This is a genomic window from Paenibacillus mangrovi, assembly GCF_022898935.1.
In the GTDB taxonomy this organism is placed as follows: Bacteria; Bacillota; Bacilli; order Paenibacillales; family Paenibacillaceae; genus Paenibacillus_AQ; species Paenibacillus_AQ mangrovi.
Genome location: NZ_JALIRP010000006.1, coordinates 41,437 through 57,607 on the forward strand (window position 1 = coordinate 41,437; position 16,171 = coordinate 57,607).

The following is a 16,171-nucleotide window of genomic DNA, read 5'->3' on the forward strand; positions in this document are numbered from 1 at the left end:
ATACTGGTGCACAAGGGTGTGAAGGTTGTGGGGGTGGAAGAAAAGGTGGCTAATATGCAGAATACCAAGAGAATTATGATCAGCTTGCCTGATCATCTTTTGCAGGAAGTGGATGGTATCGTTGCTATGGAGAATTCCAACCGCAGTGAGCTGATCAGGCAGGCCATGAAGCTGTATTTGCTTGAACGGAAGAAGCGGTATATCCGGGAATCCATGCAGCGCGGCTATATGGAAATGGCCAAAATCAATTTGACCATGGCCTCTGAAGCGTTTCATGCAGAGGAAGATGCAGACAGCACTCTAGGCCGCTTAGTGAGCGGGGTGTAAACATTGATCGTAAAACGCGGCGACGTTTTTTTTGCGGATCTATCACCCGTTGTCGGTTCTGAACAAGGTGGAGTAAGACCGGTGCTGATTATTCAGAATGATATCGGTAACCGATTCAGCCCTACGGTAATCGTGGCGGCTATTACAGCCCAAATTCAAAAAGCTAAACTGCCGACGCATGTGGAAATTGATGCGGCTTCGCATGGTTTTGACAGAGACTCTGTCATATTGCTGGAGCAAATCCGAACCATAGATAAGCAGAGATTGACGGACAAAATCACACACCTGGATGAGGAAACGATGAAAAAGGTGGATGATTCCCTGCAGATCAGTCTGAGCTTGATTGACTTTTAACCATACACGTGCAAAAGTGAAGACGTGCCCCCGGGCACGTCTTTTTTTCTATAGATATGCCGGTCTCTTCGTTGGAGAGAGACAAGGAGATCTCCACAGCGAGCTGATCCGTCAGCGCAAAGTGCAGCTATTTAAAATCCTTGATCGATCATGTAAAAAGATTGTAAAATACAAGCCTTGCTCCGTGTATTCCGGGGCAGGGCTTTTTTGTGCGATAATTCAAACGAGCCGGGCAAAATAAGGGGGAAATTACTCGTGGAAAGAAGCTTCTGCCATCATTGTTTGCCTCTTCCAAAGATGTCCGCTGGAAATGTAGCCAAAAGTTTGTGATAATATACAAGAACCAAGCTTCACTTTTTAGAATAACATCTAAATTTGATTTGGTCTTTAACCTGAACTCCGAATAAGCATAATCACAGCGGAGATAGAAATTTAACATGACGAAAATGAAATGTATGGACAACGCTAATAAACGAACGTTATATACCAGACTTTGCACTATTGACGCATAACAGGCGACTGATACGGGGAAAAGAGGGATTTTTTTATGGCAGATAAAGTAGTTATGGAAATGAATACGGAAGAACAGAAGGCGAAGGAGCAGGAGCGCATTATACAGCAAACCGCGAAAGAGCTGCAGCTGTCGCTCAAACAGATCCGCACGACGGTGGAGCTTCTGGATGAAGGGAACACGATTCCGTTCATCGCGCGTTACCGTAAGGAAATGACGGGCGAACTGGATGAGAACCAGCTGCGCGACATTGAGGAACGGGTGAATTATCTGCGCAACCTGGAGGAACGCAAACGCGAAGTCATCCGAATCGTCGATGAGCAGGGCAAGCTGACAGGAGAGCTGAAGACGTCTATCGAAAAAGCGGTTAAGCTGCAGGAAGTAGAGGACCTCTACCGTCCTTACCGGCAAAAGCGCAAGACTCGCGCCAGCGTAGCCAAGGAAAAAGGGCTGGAGCCTCTCGCGGCCTGGATTATGGAGCAGCCGAAGCAGGGAGATCTCCAGCAGGAGGCAGCCAAATACGTTGATGCCGAAAAAGGTGTGGAAAGCACGGATGATGCGATCGCCGGCGCGATGGATATTTTGGCTGAAAATATGGCGGATGACGCGACGATCCGTTCGTGGGTACGCCGCTATACGATGGATCACGCTATGCTGACTTCGGAAGCGAAGGATGCGGAGCAGGAATCTGTATATGAGAATTACTACAGCTACCGGGAGCTGGCCAAAAAAATGCCGCCACACCGGATTCTGGCCATCAACCGCGGCGAGCGCGAGAATATTTTGAAGGTAGGTCTCGAGGTATCGGCAGACTCGATTCACAACTTCATGGCACGCCAGATGATTAAAGGCCATTCCTCCGTGCAAACGGTTTTAACGGCTGTGATTGAAGATGCTTACAAGCGTCTAATCGCGCCTTCGATTGAACGGGAAATCCGCGCGGAATTAACGGAAAAAGGGGAAAACCAGGCCATTTCCATTTTCTCGGGCAATTTGCGCAGCCTGCTGCTGCAGCCGCCTGTCAAAGGAAGATGCGTGCTGGGCGTTGACCCGGCTTACCGTACCGGCTGTAAGCTGGCTGTAGTGGATGATACGGGCAAGCTGCTGGAGGTGGCTGTCACCTATCCAACCCCTCCGAATAACAAGCGGAGAGAGGCAGCAGAGAAGTTCCGCGAGCTGATTACCAAATACAGCATCGAGCTGATCGTAATCGGCAACGGAACGGCTTCCCGGGAAACCGAGCAGTTCGTAGCGGAAGTGATCGGTGAGATTAGCGACCCGGATCTGGCCTATCTGATCGTCAACGAAGCGGGGGCAAGCGTGTACTCGGCCTCCAAGCTGGCGCAGGAGGAGTTCCCTGATCTGGACGTTGCCGAGCGCAGTGCAGCTTCCATTGCCCGCCGGGTACAAGACCCGCTTGCGGAGCTGGTGAAGATCGAGCCGAAGGCGATTGGCGTCGGGCAATACCAGCATGACGTATCGCAAAAGCATCTGGACGAGAGTCTCAAGGCTGTCGTGGAGTCTGCCGTTAACCATGTCGGCGTGGATGTGAATACGGCTTCGCCATCCCTCTTGTCTTATGTAGCGGGTGTCAACGCGACGCTTGCCAAAAATATCGTAAAATACCGCGATTCGAACGGTAAATTTGGCAGCCGCAAGCAGCTGCAGAGCGTACCGCGCCTAGGCGCCAAAACCTATGAGCAGTGCATTGGCTTTCTGCGCATATCTGACGGGGATAACCCGCTCGACCGTACACCGATTCACCCGGAATCCTATGCCGTTGTTGGCCGTTTATTCAAGGAACTGGGCATCGGTATGGACAAGCTGGGAACGCAGGAGCTGTCCAATCTGCTGGCACAGCAGCATGTAGAGCAGCTGGCTGAGGCGCTGAACGTGGGCGTGCCGACGCTGCGTGATATTCTGGAAAGCCTCCAGCGTCCGGGCCGTGACCCGCGAGAGGAGCTTCCGCTGCCTATTTTCCGGACGGATGTGCTGAAGATCGAGGATCTGACGCCGGGCATGGAGCTGGAAGGAACGGTGCGTAACGTTATTGACTTTGGAGCGTTTGTGGATATCGGTATTAAAAGCGACGGTCTCGTGCATATTTCGCAGCTGAGCGAGGGTTATGTGAAGCATCCGATGGACGTTGTATCCGTCGGGGATAACGTGACCGTGTGGGTGCTGAACGTGGATCTGAAAAAAGGCCGCGTCGGTCTGACCATGCGTCAGCCGAAAGACCAGCAGTAATCTCATTCTGTTCATCAATATAAAAAGAACAAGCCCCTTCTAAAAAATCGAAAGATGGGGGCTTGTTCAAATATGTCCGGCTTCCGCAGTCTTATTCCTCCACAGCCGGCATAGAGTCGGTTGAAGGGGGCGTTGACAGCTTCTTTTTGGCCCGGAAACGGCGTACCTTCATCAGGTTGCCGCACATTTTATCATCGCAATAGCGCTTCGAGCGGTTGCGCGTGTCATCATAATATACCCAAAGGCAGTCCGGATTGTCGCAAATGCGAATTCTGGACAGTTCGCCATTCCCCAGCGTAGACGCAAAGGAGGCTGAAATTTCGGCCATCACTTGCGTCCAGTTGGCGTTGGCTGGGAAATAGGAGAGATTTACGGACTGTTCGGCGGCGGCTTGGGTCAGCTGGCGGTATACCGGCGCCTTTCCCATCCAGCGGTTCAAGGTTTCGATATGATTTGCCGCTAGATTTCCTCCGGAAGTGATGTGCCTAATTAGATCAAACAGGAAGGAGCGGAGTTCTTTGAGCTCGTTTAGTTCTTTTTTGCTTGGAAGACGGGTTGCGGTAATTTGATCCTGCTGCATAAACCATTGGAGCCATTTTTCCTGATCTAGACGGTCCTCGCAGCGTCCACTTCCTCGCCAATCATGCCACTCGCTGTTTACAAAATCATCCCAGAGCATTGCAGGTCATCCTTTCTATAAGAGCATTGTAGCAATCCCGGTTGGCATTTGCCATGGTTTTGCTGTGCCCTGCAAGGGGAGAGGAGCATGGTATAGGTATTTTTCTGCTTGTGCCAGGTAAATGGATGTGATATTTTCTATGTAACTATTATAACCATTTTAAGGTGGTTACACACGAATGGAGGGCGATGGAATGAGCATCCGGAATCTGCTGCTGCAAAACTGGGATTATTGCATGGGAAAAGAGGACTGGTATCCGCCGTTGCAGGATGCGCTTAAGGACGTTACGCCTGAACAGGCTGTTTGGAAGCCTGAGGAGGGCGCTGCCAACAGCATCTGGGAAAATGTACAGCATCTGCTGTACTATAAAGAACGTTTACTGGGGCGACTGCAAGGCTTGCCTGCGGATTCGAATGGTGTCAGCAACGATGACACATTCCGGATCTCCGATGACAGCGGCGAAGGTTGGGAGCAGGCCAAGAGCCGACTTATCCAGGCGCATGTGTCCTTGCGGAGCGAACTGGAGCGTCTGCCAGAGGAAGAGCTTGAAAGCAATCCCCAGCGCTTCATGAGCCTGATCACGCATGATGCCTATCATACGGGTCAAATCATTTTTCTCCGCAAGCTGCAGGGCTGCTGGCCTGCGACACGCAGCTTTGATTAACAAACTTTTCGGCTTAACCCATGAGACAGAGGATGGAATGGAATAGCAGATCCGAGCCGAGATATGCTGAGCAGGCGTGATCGCTCGGATGCTTTTTCGTAAAAAAGAAGCCGGACAATACGTCCGGCTTGCTTTTCGAAACGATCCTATTATCGATTTAACAGCGCCTTATAAGTGATCCGAGCCTTCGCTCACTGAATTCCGGTAAAAAAACCAGCAATCATTCAGCAGCTTGATCTGACGTGTGTCCTTTTTACGAAAGGCGCGTGTCAGCTGATTGCAGAGCCATTGCGGCAAGGGTATCTCCTCCTCTTGCTGAACCTTCTGTATGGTTAGCATATGGGGAAGAAGCCCAAAGAGTGCAGGTCTACATAACTTAAGATATCAGAAGCATAACCTCTTAGGAAATACATCATGATATCGCAAGGGAAACTACCGCTAAATGCGGTCTATCTTCCATGAAAGTACGTCGATAAAGTTTTTCTTTTGATATCAGAAGTAACTTGATGAACGTTTAAATGGCTTCCTCTTCGTACCATTGCTCAAGCTGAGCCTGCAGGGCACGGATTTCCGTGAGCAGCGAGATCAGCGGATAATTGGTTTCATTGAGGGAAGCGAAGGAACGCTCCAGTTCGTTAATGTAGTCGAGACCGCCGATGATGGAGTCTGTTTCCTGGAGCAGCTCAAGATGGTCACATTCAGCTACTGCGAGCGGCAATTCCGGTGTTCCCTGGGCGGTGAGCTTGCTGACCTCTTTATTTAGTCTTAAATTGAGCGCGCTGAGCTGATAGGCGTAATCAGCCGGCATCTCCACGTACTGGAGCTTGTCTCCCAGCTGCAAAATGACATAACGCATGTTTGGCATCATATTAAGTTTCCCCCTCCATACTTGCTGCTTGCTTTTCGATGCGATGTAATCCTTTACTTGACAGTGTAGCTTAGTGAGAAGTTAAAATTCAAGTAACATTCCTGAGCGTGAAGAGTATGCAGGAAAAAGCAACACGGAAAGGAAGTAGGCAAGCGTTATGCCAAGCATGAGTAATGACGAGCTGCAGGGCTGGGTGGAAAAAGTGTCGCTGGACAGCTTTGGCGTGCCCTTCCGGCACCGGGCGACCTTTAATAAGAGACTGTCCTCCACAGGCGGGCGTTATTTCACCAAAAGCCATGATATCGAGATCAATCCTCATCAACTGGAGGAAAACGGCAGGGAAGAAGTAGAGAAAATCATCAAACATGAGCTCTGCCATTATCATCTTCACCTAGCCGGGAGAGGGTACAAGCATCGCGATCAGGACTTTAAGCAGCTTCTCCAGCATGTGGGAGGGAGCCGATTCTGCAGCTCACTGCCAAACCGTGGGGGAAGAAAGGTGCTGCCGTACCGTTATGTACTGATATGCCGGGATTGCGGCATGAAATATATGCGGAAACGGAAGGTGGATACCCGTCGTTTCCGGTGCGGAAAGTGCCGGGGGAAACTCGAGCAGCAGACACTTGACTCCCCCAACAAATCATGATAAATTATTGATTGTTACCACTTGTAAACGTTCCCTGATAGCTCAGTTGGTAGAGCACTCGACTGTTAATCGAGTTGTCACAGGTTCGAGTCCTGTTCGGGGAGCCATTTTCTTGGAGAGATACCCAAGTGGCTATAAGGGGACCCTCTGCTAAGGGGTTAGACTGCGTAAGCGGTGCGAGGGTTCGAATCCCTCTCTCTCCGTTCTGAGATACAACACAAAGCTCCCACCGCAATAGCGGTTGGGAGCTTTTTCTGTAAAGGGATGAGAAGCCTCGCAGAGGGGTCGTCGGAGCATAAGCATCGATAGGAATCGCATCGCAGTCCCGACCGAAGGGAGGGTATCCCTCTCTCTCCGTATTGAATAACAACACAAAGCTCCCACCGCAATAGCGGTTGGGAGCTTTTTTTGCAAAGGGATGAGAAGCCTCATCCCTTGTATTACTTTTCGTCCTGGTACTCTTCTTCAAAGCCTTCAATAGCTCTTTTGCGCTTGGTATTTTTATGCTCGAGATTGTGGCGTTCTTCTCCCGAGATTTCATCAGCGTGCTCATCCAGGTAATCATTCGTTTGTTGAATATTCTCACGGGTGTTGTTGATGGCGTTTTGGATTTTCTCCGCATTGTCGGAACGGTCATCAGGTTTAGCCATAGTCATTAGTCTCCTTTATGTGTTGTTAAGTCAGGATTTTGTTGCATCCTAATATGTGAAATGCCAATCATTAAGATGCCAAAATAGCGCCAAATTTATTCATTCAAACATGAAAAACCCGCGATACGAAGGGGTGAATAAAAAAATATAAAAAAACACTTGTCATGTCCCAAAAATTCTGGTAAGATAATTTTTGTTGTCACGCTTTGTTGATACGGCCCGTTGGTCAAGGGGTTAAGACACCTCCCTTTCACGGAGGTAACAGGGGTTCGAATCCCCTACGGGTCACCATTATTACTGCTTCGATGGGGATGAGAACCCAATAGGGTTCGTCGGAGCATAAGCTTCGTTAGCACTGCATCGCAGTCTCGAACGAAGTGAGAGTATCCCCTACGGGTCACTTTCTTTTTGGCACACATCCTTGTGAGTCATCGAGAGCCATTAGCTCAGTTGGTAGAGCACCTGACTTTTAATCAGGGTGTCGAAGGTTCGAGTCCTTCATGGCTCACCAGTTATTTTTAAGCAAGTTCCCTTATACATGCGGTAGTGGTGGAATGGCAGACACGCTATCTTGAGGGGGTAGTGGGCGTACGCCCGTGGAGGTTCGAGTCCTCTCTACCGCATAACTGATAAAGAAGCATTCGCGAAAGCGAGTGCTTCTTTTTGCTTATATTACGAACAAAATCCTTCGTCCACACATCACCAGTTATTCACAGCATGCTCCATAAAGGCCATCATGTCCTTTACTTCCAGCACCGTACCGTCGTCCAGAACGGCTTTGCCTGTGAACCGGCCGAAAATTTGATGGCATTCATTGTCCACAAACAGCATCTTCGTCTCTGTATAACGGTCGTACACCGGCTCAAAATCCATTTCAAAGCGGCCATCGTCGCTGGTGAATTTTTTTGGAGACATGTATCCGCCTTCGGCAAGATCCACGTATACATGGTTCAGTTTATGGGAGGTTCCATTATAAAAAAGCATGTTTTCAGTGGCCGCCTCCGTATTACCGAAGCCAAAGCCGATGTTGAAGCCAAAACGTTTGCCGTCAATCCAGGTGCTGCCGTTGCCCCAGAACCATTCATGACTGAATGGCCATACGCCGCGTCCCCAGTCCAGGAGGCCAAAAGCGGTATCAGGCTCGAACGTGATAGTACGATCTCCCATTCTCACTGTGCCGCTGGTAGGCATGCAGTTCATTTTATGATTGTAATAAAAATAATGCGGGTTATCATCAAACGGCGTTGCGATGACCAGCGACTCCAGATCGGGCTGAGAAAGCTCAATATCGATCTCCATATTATGCTGCACTTTGGGGCTATGGGTTTTGCAGCGGAGACGACGCCCGCCTCTGTACGCCTCAAACTGCATATCGATGTTTTTGCAATGAACGGTAAGATCTCCATGCTCGGCGGATTCCGGCATTTTCAGCCTGTTGAAAGGAAGCACAAGCATATCACTAACGGTATAGGTTTTTTCATTTTTAAAATCAATCAGCATAGCTGAGACATTCCCGGCATAGGAGACATGGCCAATCGTCAGCTGAAGGCAGAAATCGCTATTAGAAACCTGGTAAAAGTCCCATTCTTTGATACGCCATGGCGCGGCTTTAATTGCTTTTCGATTGTAGTGCATGACCGCTTTGGTCGAATATCCTTTCTGCATCAAGGTTCCATTGGGATACAGCAAATCCGAGAACGTTGTAATCCGATGATTGGTCATAGTTTCAGATCCTCCTTATGTAGTGGTAGTATGGGAAAAATGTTGTTGTAAGCGTTTGCAAAACTAGCAACATAGCCGACGCCAGCTCCGAATATACCAAGCAGCAAAGCAGTGTAGGTGGTGAAGTAAGACTTGTCTGCAACCAGCTCCTTAGTGAACATTATATGGGATAACTGCATCAAGAATCACCACAAATTTCAAATCATAGTTGATAGAGGCATACTGATATTAAAAAACCTTCTGCCTTAGGCAGAAGGGGGAATCAAGTCCTAGCTTTCGATGGAGCGTTTATCTGCGTACATGCTGTTTCCTTCTTTGGAGCTCATCAGCAAATACAGGGCGTATACGACGATGAAAGCGCCAAGGAAGAGGGAAGAATAGCGGTACATCGCTCCATAGCTGCTGAAGGATGCGATTTGCCCGAGAATCAAGGCGCCTACTGCGATCCCCAGGTCCAGCGAGTTGAAATACATGCTGTTGGCCATACCTTGCTGCTGGGGAGGAACCAATTGGATCATCCAGGATTGCAGCGTAGGCTGTACTGTACCGAAACCAAGACCATAGCATAAAGCAGCCATTGCCAGGAAACCGGTAGTGGTCGAATAAGACAGGAGCCAAAGCCCTCCGATCAGGAATATTGCGGAAGGAATCAGCAGGGCTTTATGTCCCTTCATGTCATATATTTTGCCGGAAATCGGCCGGATGATAATGACAGCGACCGCATTAAACAGGAAGAACAGCGAGGCGTTTGTCAGGTTGGCCTCTTTACCGAACAGGTTGATAAAGCTTAGTAGACCTCCATAAGTAACAGACATGAGCAAATTAAGCAGGCTCGGGAGGAGCAGCGCTTTGGGAAAGCCCTTTTTACGCGGTACGGCTGTGAATTCTTTCGGAAGCGGGACAGGGGCATGCGGCTTCACCTTCTTCGCCAGCGGATAGACCAGCGGGAAAATGAATGCGATGACGATCAATATGGCGTACACGAGCGATGGAAAACCTTGCTTTTCGAGCAGCATGCTGCCGATCACCGGACCCAAGGACAACGCGATGCTGGTGGAAAGACCAAAGTAGCCCATACCTTCACCCATACGGTGAAGAGGAATAACACCAGATGCCATCGTTGGCAGTGTGGTACTGCCCATTCCGAAGCCGACGCCATACACGATGCGCATTAACAGCAGCATTGCCAGCGTGCCGCTCCACAGATAACCCAAGGTAGCAAGAAACGTGAGGATGAGTCCAAGAAACAATATGGTGTTACGCTTGCCCTTCTCCAGCGCTTTGGCTGAGAAAAGCCGTGAGATGATAGCGGACAACGCAAATGCGGTTGTAAACAAGCTGACCATAAATGCATCCGCATGAAAATGATCTTTAACATATACGGACAGCGGGGAAACAATCATCTGCAGGTTCAAGAACAGCAGAAGATTGCATACAGTGAGCATGACGAATTCCCGTGTCCATAGCTTATCTTTGATGTCTTCCATTGATGTAACCTCTAATCTACGAAAATTCGGTTAATATTCTCATTAATCTGTTTCATGATTTGATTCAGCGCTTGCAGCTGTTCATCCGAAATCCCGGCCACTAGCTCGTCGTTCAGACTAAGCTCTAGCGGAACGGTTTCATTCATCAGCCGCTGGACAGCTTCAGTGGCATAAATCAGATAAGCTCTACGGTCCCCCGGATCGGGTTTACGCTGGATATAGCCTTTTTTATCGAGCACATCCAGAATGCGGGTAATGGAGGGCTGGTCTTTGCCGGATCTCAGAGCAAGCTCCTTTTGATTAATGCCTTCCTGAAGATAAACCTGGTAAAGAACGGACCATTGTTCGGGCGTAATACTGTACGGCTTAAGTTTGCCTGCAAACAGCGCGGACATTTTACGGTGCATATTGCCAAAGCGGAATCCGATCGATTGATGGGTTGCTGTGAATCTGCTCAGAGAGATACACTCCTTAAGTATAATTGTCAAAACAATTATATTCATACAAATCAAAATCGTCAATCCAATTTTCCAATGGGAGGAAAAAAAGAAAAGCGATGTTATGATTACAAAATTGAAGGATTAAGACAGGATTAGATAAGGTTTTATTCAAATACGGGAGGGGTCGTCCAGAACGGAAGAATATTTCGGATATAGACGACGGATACATTCCGGGCAAATATCGTGGGTAAACTCGGCAGGGGTATGCTTTTCAAGAAAGCTTTCTACCGAGTTCCAGATGTCATGCTCATCCCGAATTCGTTTGCATACTGCACAAATGGGTAGGAGTCCGCGAAGGGTACGGATTTGGGTAAGAGCCTCCATCAGATCATGCTCCAGCGTCTTGTTTTTCGTAATGTCCGTGAAGTAAACAATCATTCCTTTAACGGTATGGCTATCCTGATGAAAAATGGTCGAGGCTTCAAATGAGAACCACTTCGGGCTGCGCTCAAAAGGGGATTGAAACTCGGTACGGAAATGAGGCAGTGTTCCATTAAGTACGGCATCGAGATCAAATGGGGTAGGTCCGTCTGCTTCGAAAATAGCGGCGAATATTTGTAAAAAATTCACTCCAGTCCAGTTGAAGGATTCAGGAACGCCTGTAAGCGAATTTTGTATCCAGCCCTGATTAACAGAAAGGATATAGCCTTTGGAATCGAGAACCGCAATGGCTTGCTTTAGTGAATGTATAATTTCAAGAGAAGAAATGTTCGAAATAAGCAAATAAAGTCGCTCCCTCGATAGGAAATGGAAGTGCTTATTGAATGACATGGCATGCTTGTTCAGTCTGACAGAGGAGTTGAAATGGAGCCGCTCATGAGGAGTAAATGGGTAAAAGAATATGTTATAATGAATATAGCATAAGGAAAAGTATATACGTTTTTACGTAATATTGCAAGAATGCAATTACTTATATACGTCGTTGAATGACGATTTGGAAGGCGGTCTTATATGCAATCCATTTACGATCGAATTGAATCGTTAATTAAAATGCGAGGGATGACGAAGAAATTATTCTGCGAGGAGTTGGGAATCAGCACAGGCAATCTGGGGGACTGGAAAAGAGGAAAGTCAACGCCAAGCACCAATAAGCTCGTTGAAATTGCGTCCTATTTTGACGTCAGCCTGGACTGGCTCATTCTAGGCAAGGAGCAGGAACCGTTTCTTATAAAAGAAAACGGCTGTACATACGATTGGAAAGAATGCGAACAAACCAAGGTATCACTATCAGAGAGCGAAATAGAGTTCATTAAGGAGTATATTCATTTTATCCGGTATAAAAAGAAGCAGTCTTGCGATCGTTAACATATGCTTTTCCAATGCAAATCAAGAGGGTGGGACCTGCTATTCCTGATGGAGGGGCGGGACCTGCCGTGATCAGATTGAACTTACGACTTAGCTGTTTACATTTTCGGATTTTAGGTGTATAATACAAGAGTTGCTGAAAAAGTTAATGATGTGCGGTAGTGGTGGAATGGCAGACACGCTATCTTGAGGGGGTAGTGGGCGTACGCTCGTGGAGGTTCGAGTCCTCTCTACCGCATTATAGTAAGAACAGAAGAAGATCCTTGCTCCGGCAAGGGTCTTTTTTTGTTTTTCGAGCTGTTTTTTGACGCGTAAAATTTAAAACGAACATGGAAAAAGAGGCCGTCGGGCCTCTTTTTAAGATATAGAAAAGTATAAACTTCGAGAAGTCCACATCCTTATATCGCAAGGAAAACTACTGCTAAACAGGGTCTGTCTTACTCGGGATATCTCAGCTCGAAGAAGAATCTTCAAGAAGCTTGATAATATCTTTCTCAATTTTATCCGGCTTCGTTTGCGGCGCATAGCGTTTGACTACACGGCCTTGTTTGTCGATCAAAAACTTGGTGAAGTTCCATTTGATCGTCTTTGAGCCAAGCACGCCGGGAGCTTTTTCCGTAAGGTGCCTGAACAGCGGATGGGCATTGCCTCCCTTGACGTCGGTTTTCTCAAACATCGGAAAGCTGACGCCGAAGTTGACCTGGCAAAACTCCTCAATTTCCTCACTTTCTCCCGGCTCCTGATGTGCAAACTGATTGCTCGGGAATCCGAGAATTTCAAAATGGCGGTCATGGAATTTTTCGTACAGCTCCTGAAGTCCCCGGTACTGAGGGGTAAATCCGCATTTGCTCGCCGTATTTACGATGAGAAGCACATGGTCCCGATAGTCGGATAAAGGAATTTCCTTGCCCTGCAGCGTGCGGGCGTGATAATCGTGTACCGACATGTTCCCGCCTCCCTTCACTTTGTTCATATCATTCGCCAGACCGATGGTTTTGTCTCTTATATCATATACAGCTTAATTTTAAACAATGAATCACTTCGTTTCAATCTACGGTTCGTTCAAAGTGAAGGACAAAGGCCTGATTTGCGAAAACGAGTGAAATAGAGAGAATAGACGACTTTGGAGGAGATATAAAGTTTTGTAAGCGATAACTCAGGTTGAAATGCTGACTTTTTAAGCGATAAGCGATTTCGCGTTACCTTTACACTAACTTCTGGCGGGTGTATGATTCAATCTGAATTCAAGACGTTTCCATTTTTTGAATCGCTGAGTTTCCATTCATAGGGGTGGAAATCGGGGGAACCAATCGCGTGTATTCCAGTTATTCGGTGTGAGAGTCGGAGACTGGGGATGCCGCAGGGGTGAATCCTGTGAACGGGTACCATGGACCCGGACACGGGTAGAGCGACTCTCACCGCTCGAATCCGTCAGCTAACCTCGTAAGCGTTGTTTGAGAGAGGAATGATGAAACTTGTGATCGATGTCCATCGGCCACAGGGGATCAATTGACCTCTGTGGTTTTTTATTGCCAAAAATGCTGTGAAACAGCGAAAATTAAACATTTGAACGTCTTTAACGCTGAGTTCCGGCCTTGGGCCGGAAGCGGGGGACCCAAGTCGCACCATCATGCCATAGGCATCGTGGCGCCGGGGTGAATCCCTCTGTCCTGTAAAGGGACAGTAGGGATGGGCGACTCTCACGCCCTAATCCGTCAGCTAACCTCGTAAGCGTATAGGGAGAGGCAGCATTTGTCGTGAGCATATTTTCATGGCTTTCTTTCGTCATGAATTTTTGAGGCCGCGGGAAAGGTTATCTTTCCTGCGGCCTATTTATGTTGCAGGGCAATCTGCCAGAAGGAGGAACACGTAGCCGTGGATGAGGAACTCATCATCGTCACAGCGCCAAACGAGGCCGGACGTAAATTTATCAAGTTATTAATATACCTGAAACGGCCTTTCGCCGTCCTTACCAATAATGCAAAGGAAGAACGTGAGCTGAAGAAGCTCGGGGCCACTCAAATGATTCGCATCGATACCAATGACACGGGTGATTGGGTCGTGCCGGAGCATCGAATCGGGCGGATTTATATTTTTGAGAACAGTCTGAATTTGACCTGCCGGTACTTGCAAATATGCCGGTCCTGGACATCGCGTCCGATCTACGTGATCACCCGGGCGGACAATTCTCCGGGAATTTACCGGGGACTCGGAGCGAATCACATCATTCATACGTTGAACGGCGAGGTCGGATTTTTGCTGAAGTAGATCTTATTCGGGAATGCAAAAGGGGAGATATGAAGCCATGATGGACTTTCTGATGATATTGACACTGGCCGGGGTATTCGGAGTATTTCTGCTGTTCCTGAATTGGTGCAGCCATGTCGTGGATGGGGGAGGGGGAGACCAATGACCATCGTTTTAGTTCTGGCGCTGCTCGTATTTATTTATTTGGTCTATGCCCTAATCCATCCGGAACGATTTTAGAGATGTAAAGAGGAGGAAGCGACTTTGGATATCCTGCAGATTTGTATTGTGATCGCCGTGCTGATCCTGCTGGTTAAACCGGTAGGCAGCTATATATACCATGTGTTTTCCAATGAGGCGAACCGTACGGACAAGATTTTTGGACCTGTTGAAAAGCTTTTGTATAAGATTATTGGTCTGAAAAACCGCTCCAGCATGAGCTGGAAAAAGTATGCGCTCAGCATGATCGTAACCAACATTATTTTGGTGGCTGTCAGCTATGTGATTCTCAGGCTGATGGGAGGACTGCCGGTCAATCCGAATCAAACGGGAAGTATGGAGCCCAGTCTTTCCTTTAACACAGTCATCAGCTTTATGACCAACACGAACCTTCAGCATTACAGCGGCGAAAGCGGCATGTCGTATTTTGGCCAGATGATCGTCATCACGATGATGATGTTCACGTCGGCGGCTTCCGGCTTGACGGTTGCCATTGCTTTTATCCGCGGCATTACCCGTGGAGGCGGCGGACTAGGGAACTTTTTTGAGGACTTCGTTAAAGCTCATACCCGCCTTTATCTGCCGCTTGCCTTTATCGTAACCTTGGTGCTGGTAGGACTGCAGGTGCCGCAAACGCTGGAGCCTACAGTGACGGTGAACACGCTGAGCGGCGCTGTACAGCATATTGCCATAGGTCCTGTGGCTTCGCTGGAGTCGATCAAGCATTTGGGGACGAACGGCGGCGGATTTTTCGGAGCGAACTCCTCGCATCCATTTGAGAATCCGCGTCCGCTGACGAACGTGATTGAAATTTTGAGCATGTGGACGATCTCGGCATCACTGCCGTACACATTCGGACGGTTTGCCAAAAACCGCAAGCAGGGCTGGATTATTTTCTCGGCCATGATGGTGCTGTTCGCAGCGTTCCTGTGCCTGACGTATTTCTCGGAAAAAAGCGGCAATCCGCTTATTAACCAGCTTGGCATCGGCAGCTCGCAGGGCAGTATGGAGGGCAAAGAAGTCCGTTTCGGCGTGGCGCAATCCGCACTCTTTACGACCGTCACGACGGCTGCGACGACTGGGTCGGTCAACAATATGCACGATACACTGACACCGCTCGGCGGACTCGCTGCCCTTTCGGAAATGATGCTTAACGTCGTCTTCGGAGGTAAGGGCGTAGGACTTGTCAATATGCTGATGTACGCCATCCTGGGCGTGTTTATATGCGGTCTTATGGTAGGACGGACACCGGAATTTCTGGGCCGTAAAATCGAGAGCCGGGAGATGAAGCTGATCGCCATCACGATTCTTATCCACCCGCTCATTATTTTAGCACCAACGGCCATTTCATTTATGACCCATCTGGGTACGGATGCCTTGTCCAATCCGGGGTATCACGGGCTGAGCCAGTCTTTGTACGAATATACCTCTTCCGCAGCGAATAACGGTTCGGGCTTCGAGGGGCTTGGAGATAATACGGTATTCTGGAATGTCAGCACGGGGCTTGTCATGCTCCTCGGAAGATATGTTTCGATGATCGCTCTTCTGGGGGTAGCCGGTTCGCTGTCACGGAAAAGAACGGTTCCCGAAACGATCGGCACCTTCCATACGGATACCAAGCTATTTGCGGGAATTCTGGTCGGAACCGTACTTCTGATTGGGGCATTGACCTTCCTGCCGGTGCTTGTTTTGGGACCGATCGCGGAATTTCTTACGATGTAAGTCAGCTTAACTTAATAAATGAG

Annotated in this window: 18 protein-coding genes, 6 tRNA genes and 2 riboswitches; of the genes, 15 read left to right on the forward strand and 9 right to left on the reverse strand. The window is 48.5% G+C overall.

Annotation, left to right across the window (positions count from 1 at the left end; translation table 11 throughout):
• Positions 1 to 45 precede the first annotated feature (45 nt).
• The 3 genes from MUG84_RS15375 to MUG84_RS15385 all read left to right on the forward strand — a co-directional run bounded on the left by MUG84_RS15375 (position 46) and on the right by MUG84_RS15385 (position 3,439).
• Positions 46 to 327: a CopG family ribbon-helix-helix protein gene (locus MUG84_RS15375; protein ID WP_127606059.1), complete on the forward strand. Its 282-nt coding sequence runs from the start codon at positions 46 to 48 to the stop codon at positions 325 to 327.
• A gap of 3 nt (positions 328 to 330) precedes the next feature.
• Positions 331 to 681, forward strand: coding sequence for a type II toxin-antitoxin system PemK/MazF family toxin (locus MUG84_RS15380; RefSeq protein ID WP_127606057.1), 351 nt, complete (start codon positions 331 to 333; stop codon positions 679 to 681).
• 547 nt (positions 682 to 1,228) lie between these two features.
• The gene (locus MUG84_RS15385; RefSeq protein WP_280521347.1) at positions 1,229 to 3,439 is read left to right on the forward strand and encodes a Tex family protein; all 2,211 of its coding nucleotides are present in this window, start codon (positions 1,229 to 1,231) and stop codon (positions 3,437 to 3,439) included.
• A 91-nt stretch (positions 3,440 to 3,530) separates the two neighbouring features.
• Here MUG84_RS15385 and MUG84_RS15390 read toward each other — a convergent pair whose 3' ends face one another.
• Entirely contained in the window at positions 3,531 to 4,118 is a 588-nt protein-coding gene (locus MUG84_RS15390) for a CGNR zinc finger domain-containing protein (protein ID WP_244726180.1), read from the reverse strand.
• A 193-nt stretch (positions 4,119 to 4,311) separates the two neighbouring features.
• Between MUG84_RS15390 and MUG84_RS15395 the strand changes: the two genes are divergently transcribed.
• Complete coding sequence (locus MUG84_RS15395) at positions 4,312 to 4,782, forward strand: DinB family protein (RefSeq protein ID WP_244726182.1); 471 nt, start codon at positions 4,312 to 4,314, stop codon at positions 4,780 to 4,782.
• A gap of 168 nt (positions 4,783 to 4,950) precedes the next feature.
• Here the strand turns inward: MUG84_RS15395 and cmpA are convergent, their stop codons facing one another.
• Together cmpA and MUG84_RS15405 are read right to left on the reverse strand one after the other, a co-directional pair.
• The gene (gene cmpA / locus MUG84_RS15400) at positions 4,951 to 5,079 is read right to left on the reverse strand and encodes a cortex morphogenetic protein CmpA (RefSeq protein ID WP_244726184.1); all 129 of its coding nucleotides are present in this window, start codon (positions 5,077 to 5,079) and stop codon (positions 4,951 to 4,953) included.
• A gap of 217 nt (positions 5,080 to 5,296) precedes the next feature.
• Entirely contained in the window at positions 5,297 to 5,647 is a 351-nt protein-coding gene (locus tag MUG84_RS15405; protein ID WP_244726859.1) for a hydrolase/acyltransferase, read from the reverse strand.
• Between the two features lie 169 nt (positions 5,648 to 5,816).
• Between MUG84_RS15405 and MUG84_RS15410 the strand changes: the two genes are divergently transcribed.
• The 3 genes from MUG84_RS15410 (at position 5,817) to MUG84_RS15420 (ending at position 6,499) form a co-directional block, all read left to right on the forward strand.
• Positions 5,817 to 6,296 (forward strand): SprT family protein, encoded by a 480-nt coding sequence (locus MUG84_RS15410; protein WP_244726861.1) that lies wholly within the window; start codon positions 5,817 to 5,819, stop codon positions 6,294 to 6,296.
• Between the two features lie 31 nt (positions 6,297 to 6,327).
• Positions 6,328 to 6,403 (forward strand) — tRNA-Asn (locus tag MUG84_RS15415).
• Positions 6,404 to 6,410: 7 nt separating this feature from the next.
• Positions 6,411 to 6,499, forward strand: a tRNA-Ser gene (locus tag MUG84_RS15420).
• A 237-nt stretch (positions 6,500 to 6,736) separates the two neighbouring features.
• Here the strand turns inward: MUG84_RS15420 and tlp are convergent.
• Entirely contained in the window at positions 6,737 to 6,952 is a 216-nt protein-coding gene (gene tlp, locus MUG84_RS15425; protein ID WP_244726185.1) for a small acid-soluble spore protein Tlp, read from the reverse strand.
• A gap of 210 nt (positions 6,953 to 7,162) precedes the next feature.
• On the opposite strand from tlp, the gene MUG84_RS15430 reads away from it, so the two are divergent.
• The 3 genes from MUG84_RS15430 to MUG84_RS15440 all read left to right on the forward strand — a co-directional run bounded on the left by MUG84_RS15430 (position 7,163) and on the right by MUG84_RS15440 (position 7,569).
• Positions 7,163 to 7,237: transfer RNA gene (locus MUG84_RS15430), tRNA-Glu, on the forward strand.
• Between the two features lie 144 nt (positions 7,238 to 7,381).
• Positions 7,382 to 7,457, forward strand: a tRNA-Lys gene (locus tag MUG84_RS15435).
• A gap of 29 nt (positions 7,458 to 7,486) precedes the next feature.
• Positions 7,487 to 7,569: transfer RNA gene (locus tag MUG84_RS15440), tRNA-Leu, on the forward strand.
• Positions 7,570 to 7,645: 76 nt separating this feature from the next.
• On the opposite strand, the gene MUG84_RS15445 is transcribed toward MUG84_RS15440, so the two are convergent.
• From MUG84_RS15445 to MUG84_RS15460, 4 genes are all read right to left on the reverse strand, one after another.
• Positions 7,646 to 8,668, reverse strand: coding sequence for a DUF2804 domain-containing protein (locus tag MUG84_RS15445; RefSeq protein WP_244726187.1), 1,023 nt, complete (start codon positions 8,666 to 8,668; stop codon positions 7,646 to 7,648).
• A 269-nt stretch (positions 8,669 to 8,937) separates the two neighbouring features.
• Complete coding sequence (locus MUG84_RS15450; RefSeq protein ID WP_244726189.1) at positions 8,938 to 10,155, reverse strand: MFS transporter; 1,218 nt, start codon at positions 10,153 to 10,155, stop codon at positions 8,938 to 8,940.
• A gap of 11 nt (positions 10,156 to 10,166) precedes the next feature.
• Positions 10,167 to 10,643 (reverse strand): MarR family winged helix-turn-helix transcriptional regulator, encoded by a 477-nt coding sequence (locus MUG84_RS15455; RefSeq protein ID WP_244726191.1) that lies wholly within the window; start codon positions 10,641 to 10,643, stop codon positions 10,167 to 10,169.
• A 120-nt stretch (positions 10,644 to 10,763) separates the two neighbouring features.
• A complete protein-coding gene (locus tag MUG84_RS15460) occupies positions 10,764 to 11,378 on the reverse strand; it encodes a PAS domain-containing protein (protein WP_244726193.1) in 615 nt (204 codons plus the stop codon).
• A gap of 228 nt (positions 11,379 to 11,606) precedes the next feature.
• Between MUG84_RS15460 and MUG84_RS15465 the strand changes: the two genes are divergently transcribed.
• On the forward strand, positions 11,607 to 11,960 hold the full coding sequence (locus MUG84_RS15465) for a helix-turn-helix domain-containing protein (protein ID WP_244726195.1): 354 nt from the start codon (positions 11,607 to 11,609) through the stop codon (positions 11,958 to 11,960).
• A 155-nt stretch (positions 11,961 to 12,115) separates the two neighbouring features.
• A tRNA-Leu gene (locus MUG84_RS15470) sits at positions 12,116 to 12,198 on the forward strand.
• A gap of 213 nt (positions 12,199 to 12,411) precedes the next feature.
• On the opposite strand, the gene MUG84_RS15475 is transcribed toward MUG84_RS15470, so the two are convergent.
• Positions 12,412 to 12,906 (reverse strand): glutathione peroxidase, encoded by a 495-nt coding sequence (locus tag MUG84_RS15475; RefSeq protein ID WP_244726197.1) that lies wholly within the window; start codon positions 12,904 to 12,906, stop codon positions 12,412 to 12,414.
• 312 nt (positions 12,907 to 13,218) lie between these two features.
• A riboswitch (cyclic di-AMP (ydaO/yuaA leader) is annotated at positions 13,219 to 13,426 on the forward strand.
• A gap of 104 nt (positions 13,427 to 13,530) precedes the next feature.
• A riboswitch (cyclic di-AMP (ydaO/yuaA leader) is annotated at positions 13,531 to 13,710 on the forward strand.
• A 125-nt stretch (positions 13,711 to 13,835) separates the two neighbouring features.
• Between MUG84_RS15475 and MUG84_RS15480 the strand changes: the two genes are divergently transcribed.
• The 3 genes from MUG84_RS15480 (at position 13,836) to kdpA (ending at position 16,148) form a co-directional block, all read left to right on the forward strand.
• Positions 13,836 to 14,228, forward strand: a complete 393-nt coding sequence (locus MUG84_RS15480) for a hypothetical protein (protein ID WP_244726200.1) — start codon at positions 13,836 to 13,838, stop codon at positions 14,226 to 14,228.
• Positions 14,229 to 14,369: 141 nt separating this feature from the next.
• Entirely contained in the window at positions 14,370 to 14,447 is a 78-nt protein-coding gene (kdpF, locus tag MUG84_RS27660; RefSeq protein WP_425313232.1) for a K(+)-transporting ATPase subunit F, read from the forward strand.
• Positions 14,448 to 14,471: 24 nt separating this feature from the next.
• Positions 14,472 to 16,148, forward strand: coding sequence for a potassium-transporting ATPase subunit KdpA (kdpA, locus tag MUG84_RS15485; protein ID WP_280521348.1), 1,677 nt, complete (start codon positions 14,472 to 14,474; stop codon positions 16,146 to 16,148).
• The last annotated feature ends 23 nt before the right edge of the window (positions 16,149 to 16,171 follow it).

Bases quoted from the DNA above. Each gene is read 5' to 3' on its own strand.
- MUG84_RS15385 (WP_280521347.1), top strand. From the start codon at position 1,229: ATGGCAGATAAAGTAGTTATGGAAATGAATACGGAAGAACAGAAGGCG.
- MUG84_RS15390 (WP_244726180.1), bottom strand. From the start codon at position 4,118: ATGCTCTGGGATGATTTTGTAAACAGCGAGTGGCATGATTGGCGAGGA.
- MUG84_RS15395 (WP_244726182.1), top strand. From the start codon at position 4,312: ATGAGCATCCGGAATCTGCTGCTGCAAAACTGGGATTATTGCATGGGA.
- MUG84_RS15405 (WP_244726859.1), bottom strand. From the start codon at position 5,647: ATGCCAAACATGCGTTATGTCATTTTGCAGCTGGGAGACAAGCTCCAG.
- MUG84_RS15410 (WP_244726861.1), top strand. From the start codon at position 5,817: ATGAGTAATGACGAGCTGCAGGGCTGGGTGGAAAAAGTGTCGCTGGAC.
- tlp (WP_244726185.1), bottom strand. From the start codon at position 6,952: ATGACTATGGCTAAACCTGATGACCGTTCCGACAATGCGGAGAAAATC.
- MUG84_RS15445 (WP_244726187.1), bottom strand. From the start codon at position 8,668: ATGACCAATCATCGGATTACAACGTTCTCGGATTTGCTGTATCCCAAT.
- MUG84_RS15450 (WP_244726189.1), bottom strand. From the start codon at position 10,155: ATGGAAGACATCAAAGATAAGCTATGGACACGGGAATTCGTCATGCTC.
- MUG84_RS15465 (WP_244726195.1), top strand. From the start codon at position 11,607: ATGCAATCCATTTACGATCGAATTGAATCGTTAATTAAAATGCGAGGG.
- MUG84_RS15475 (WP_244726197.1), bottom strand. From the start codon at position 12,906: ATGTCGGTACACGATTATCACGCCCGCACGCTGCAGGGCAAGGAAATT.
- kdpF (WP_425313232.1), top strand. From the start codon at position 14,370: ATGACCATCGTTTTAGTTCTGGCGCTGCTCGTATTTATTTATTTGGTC.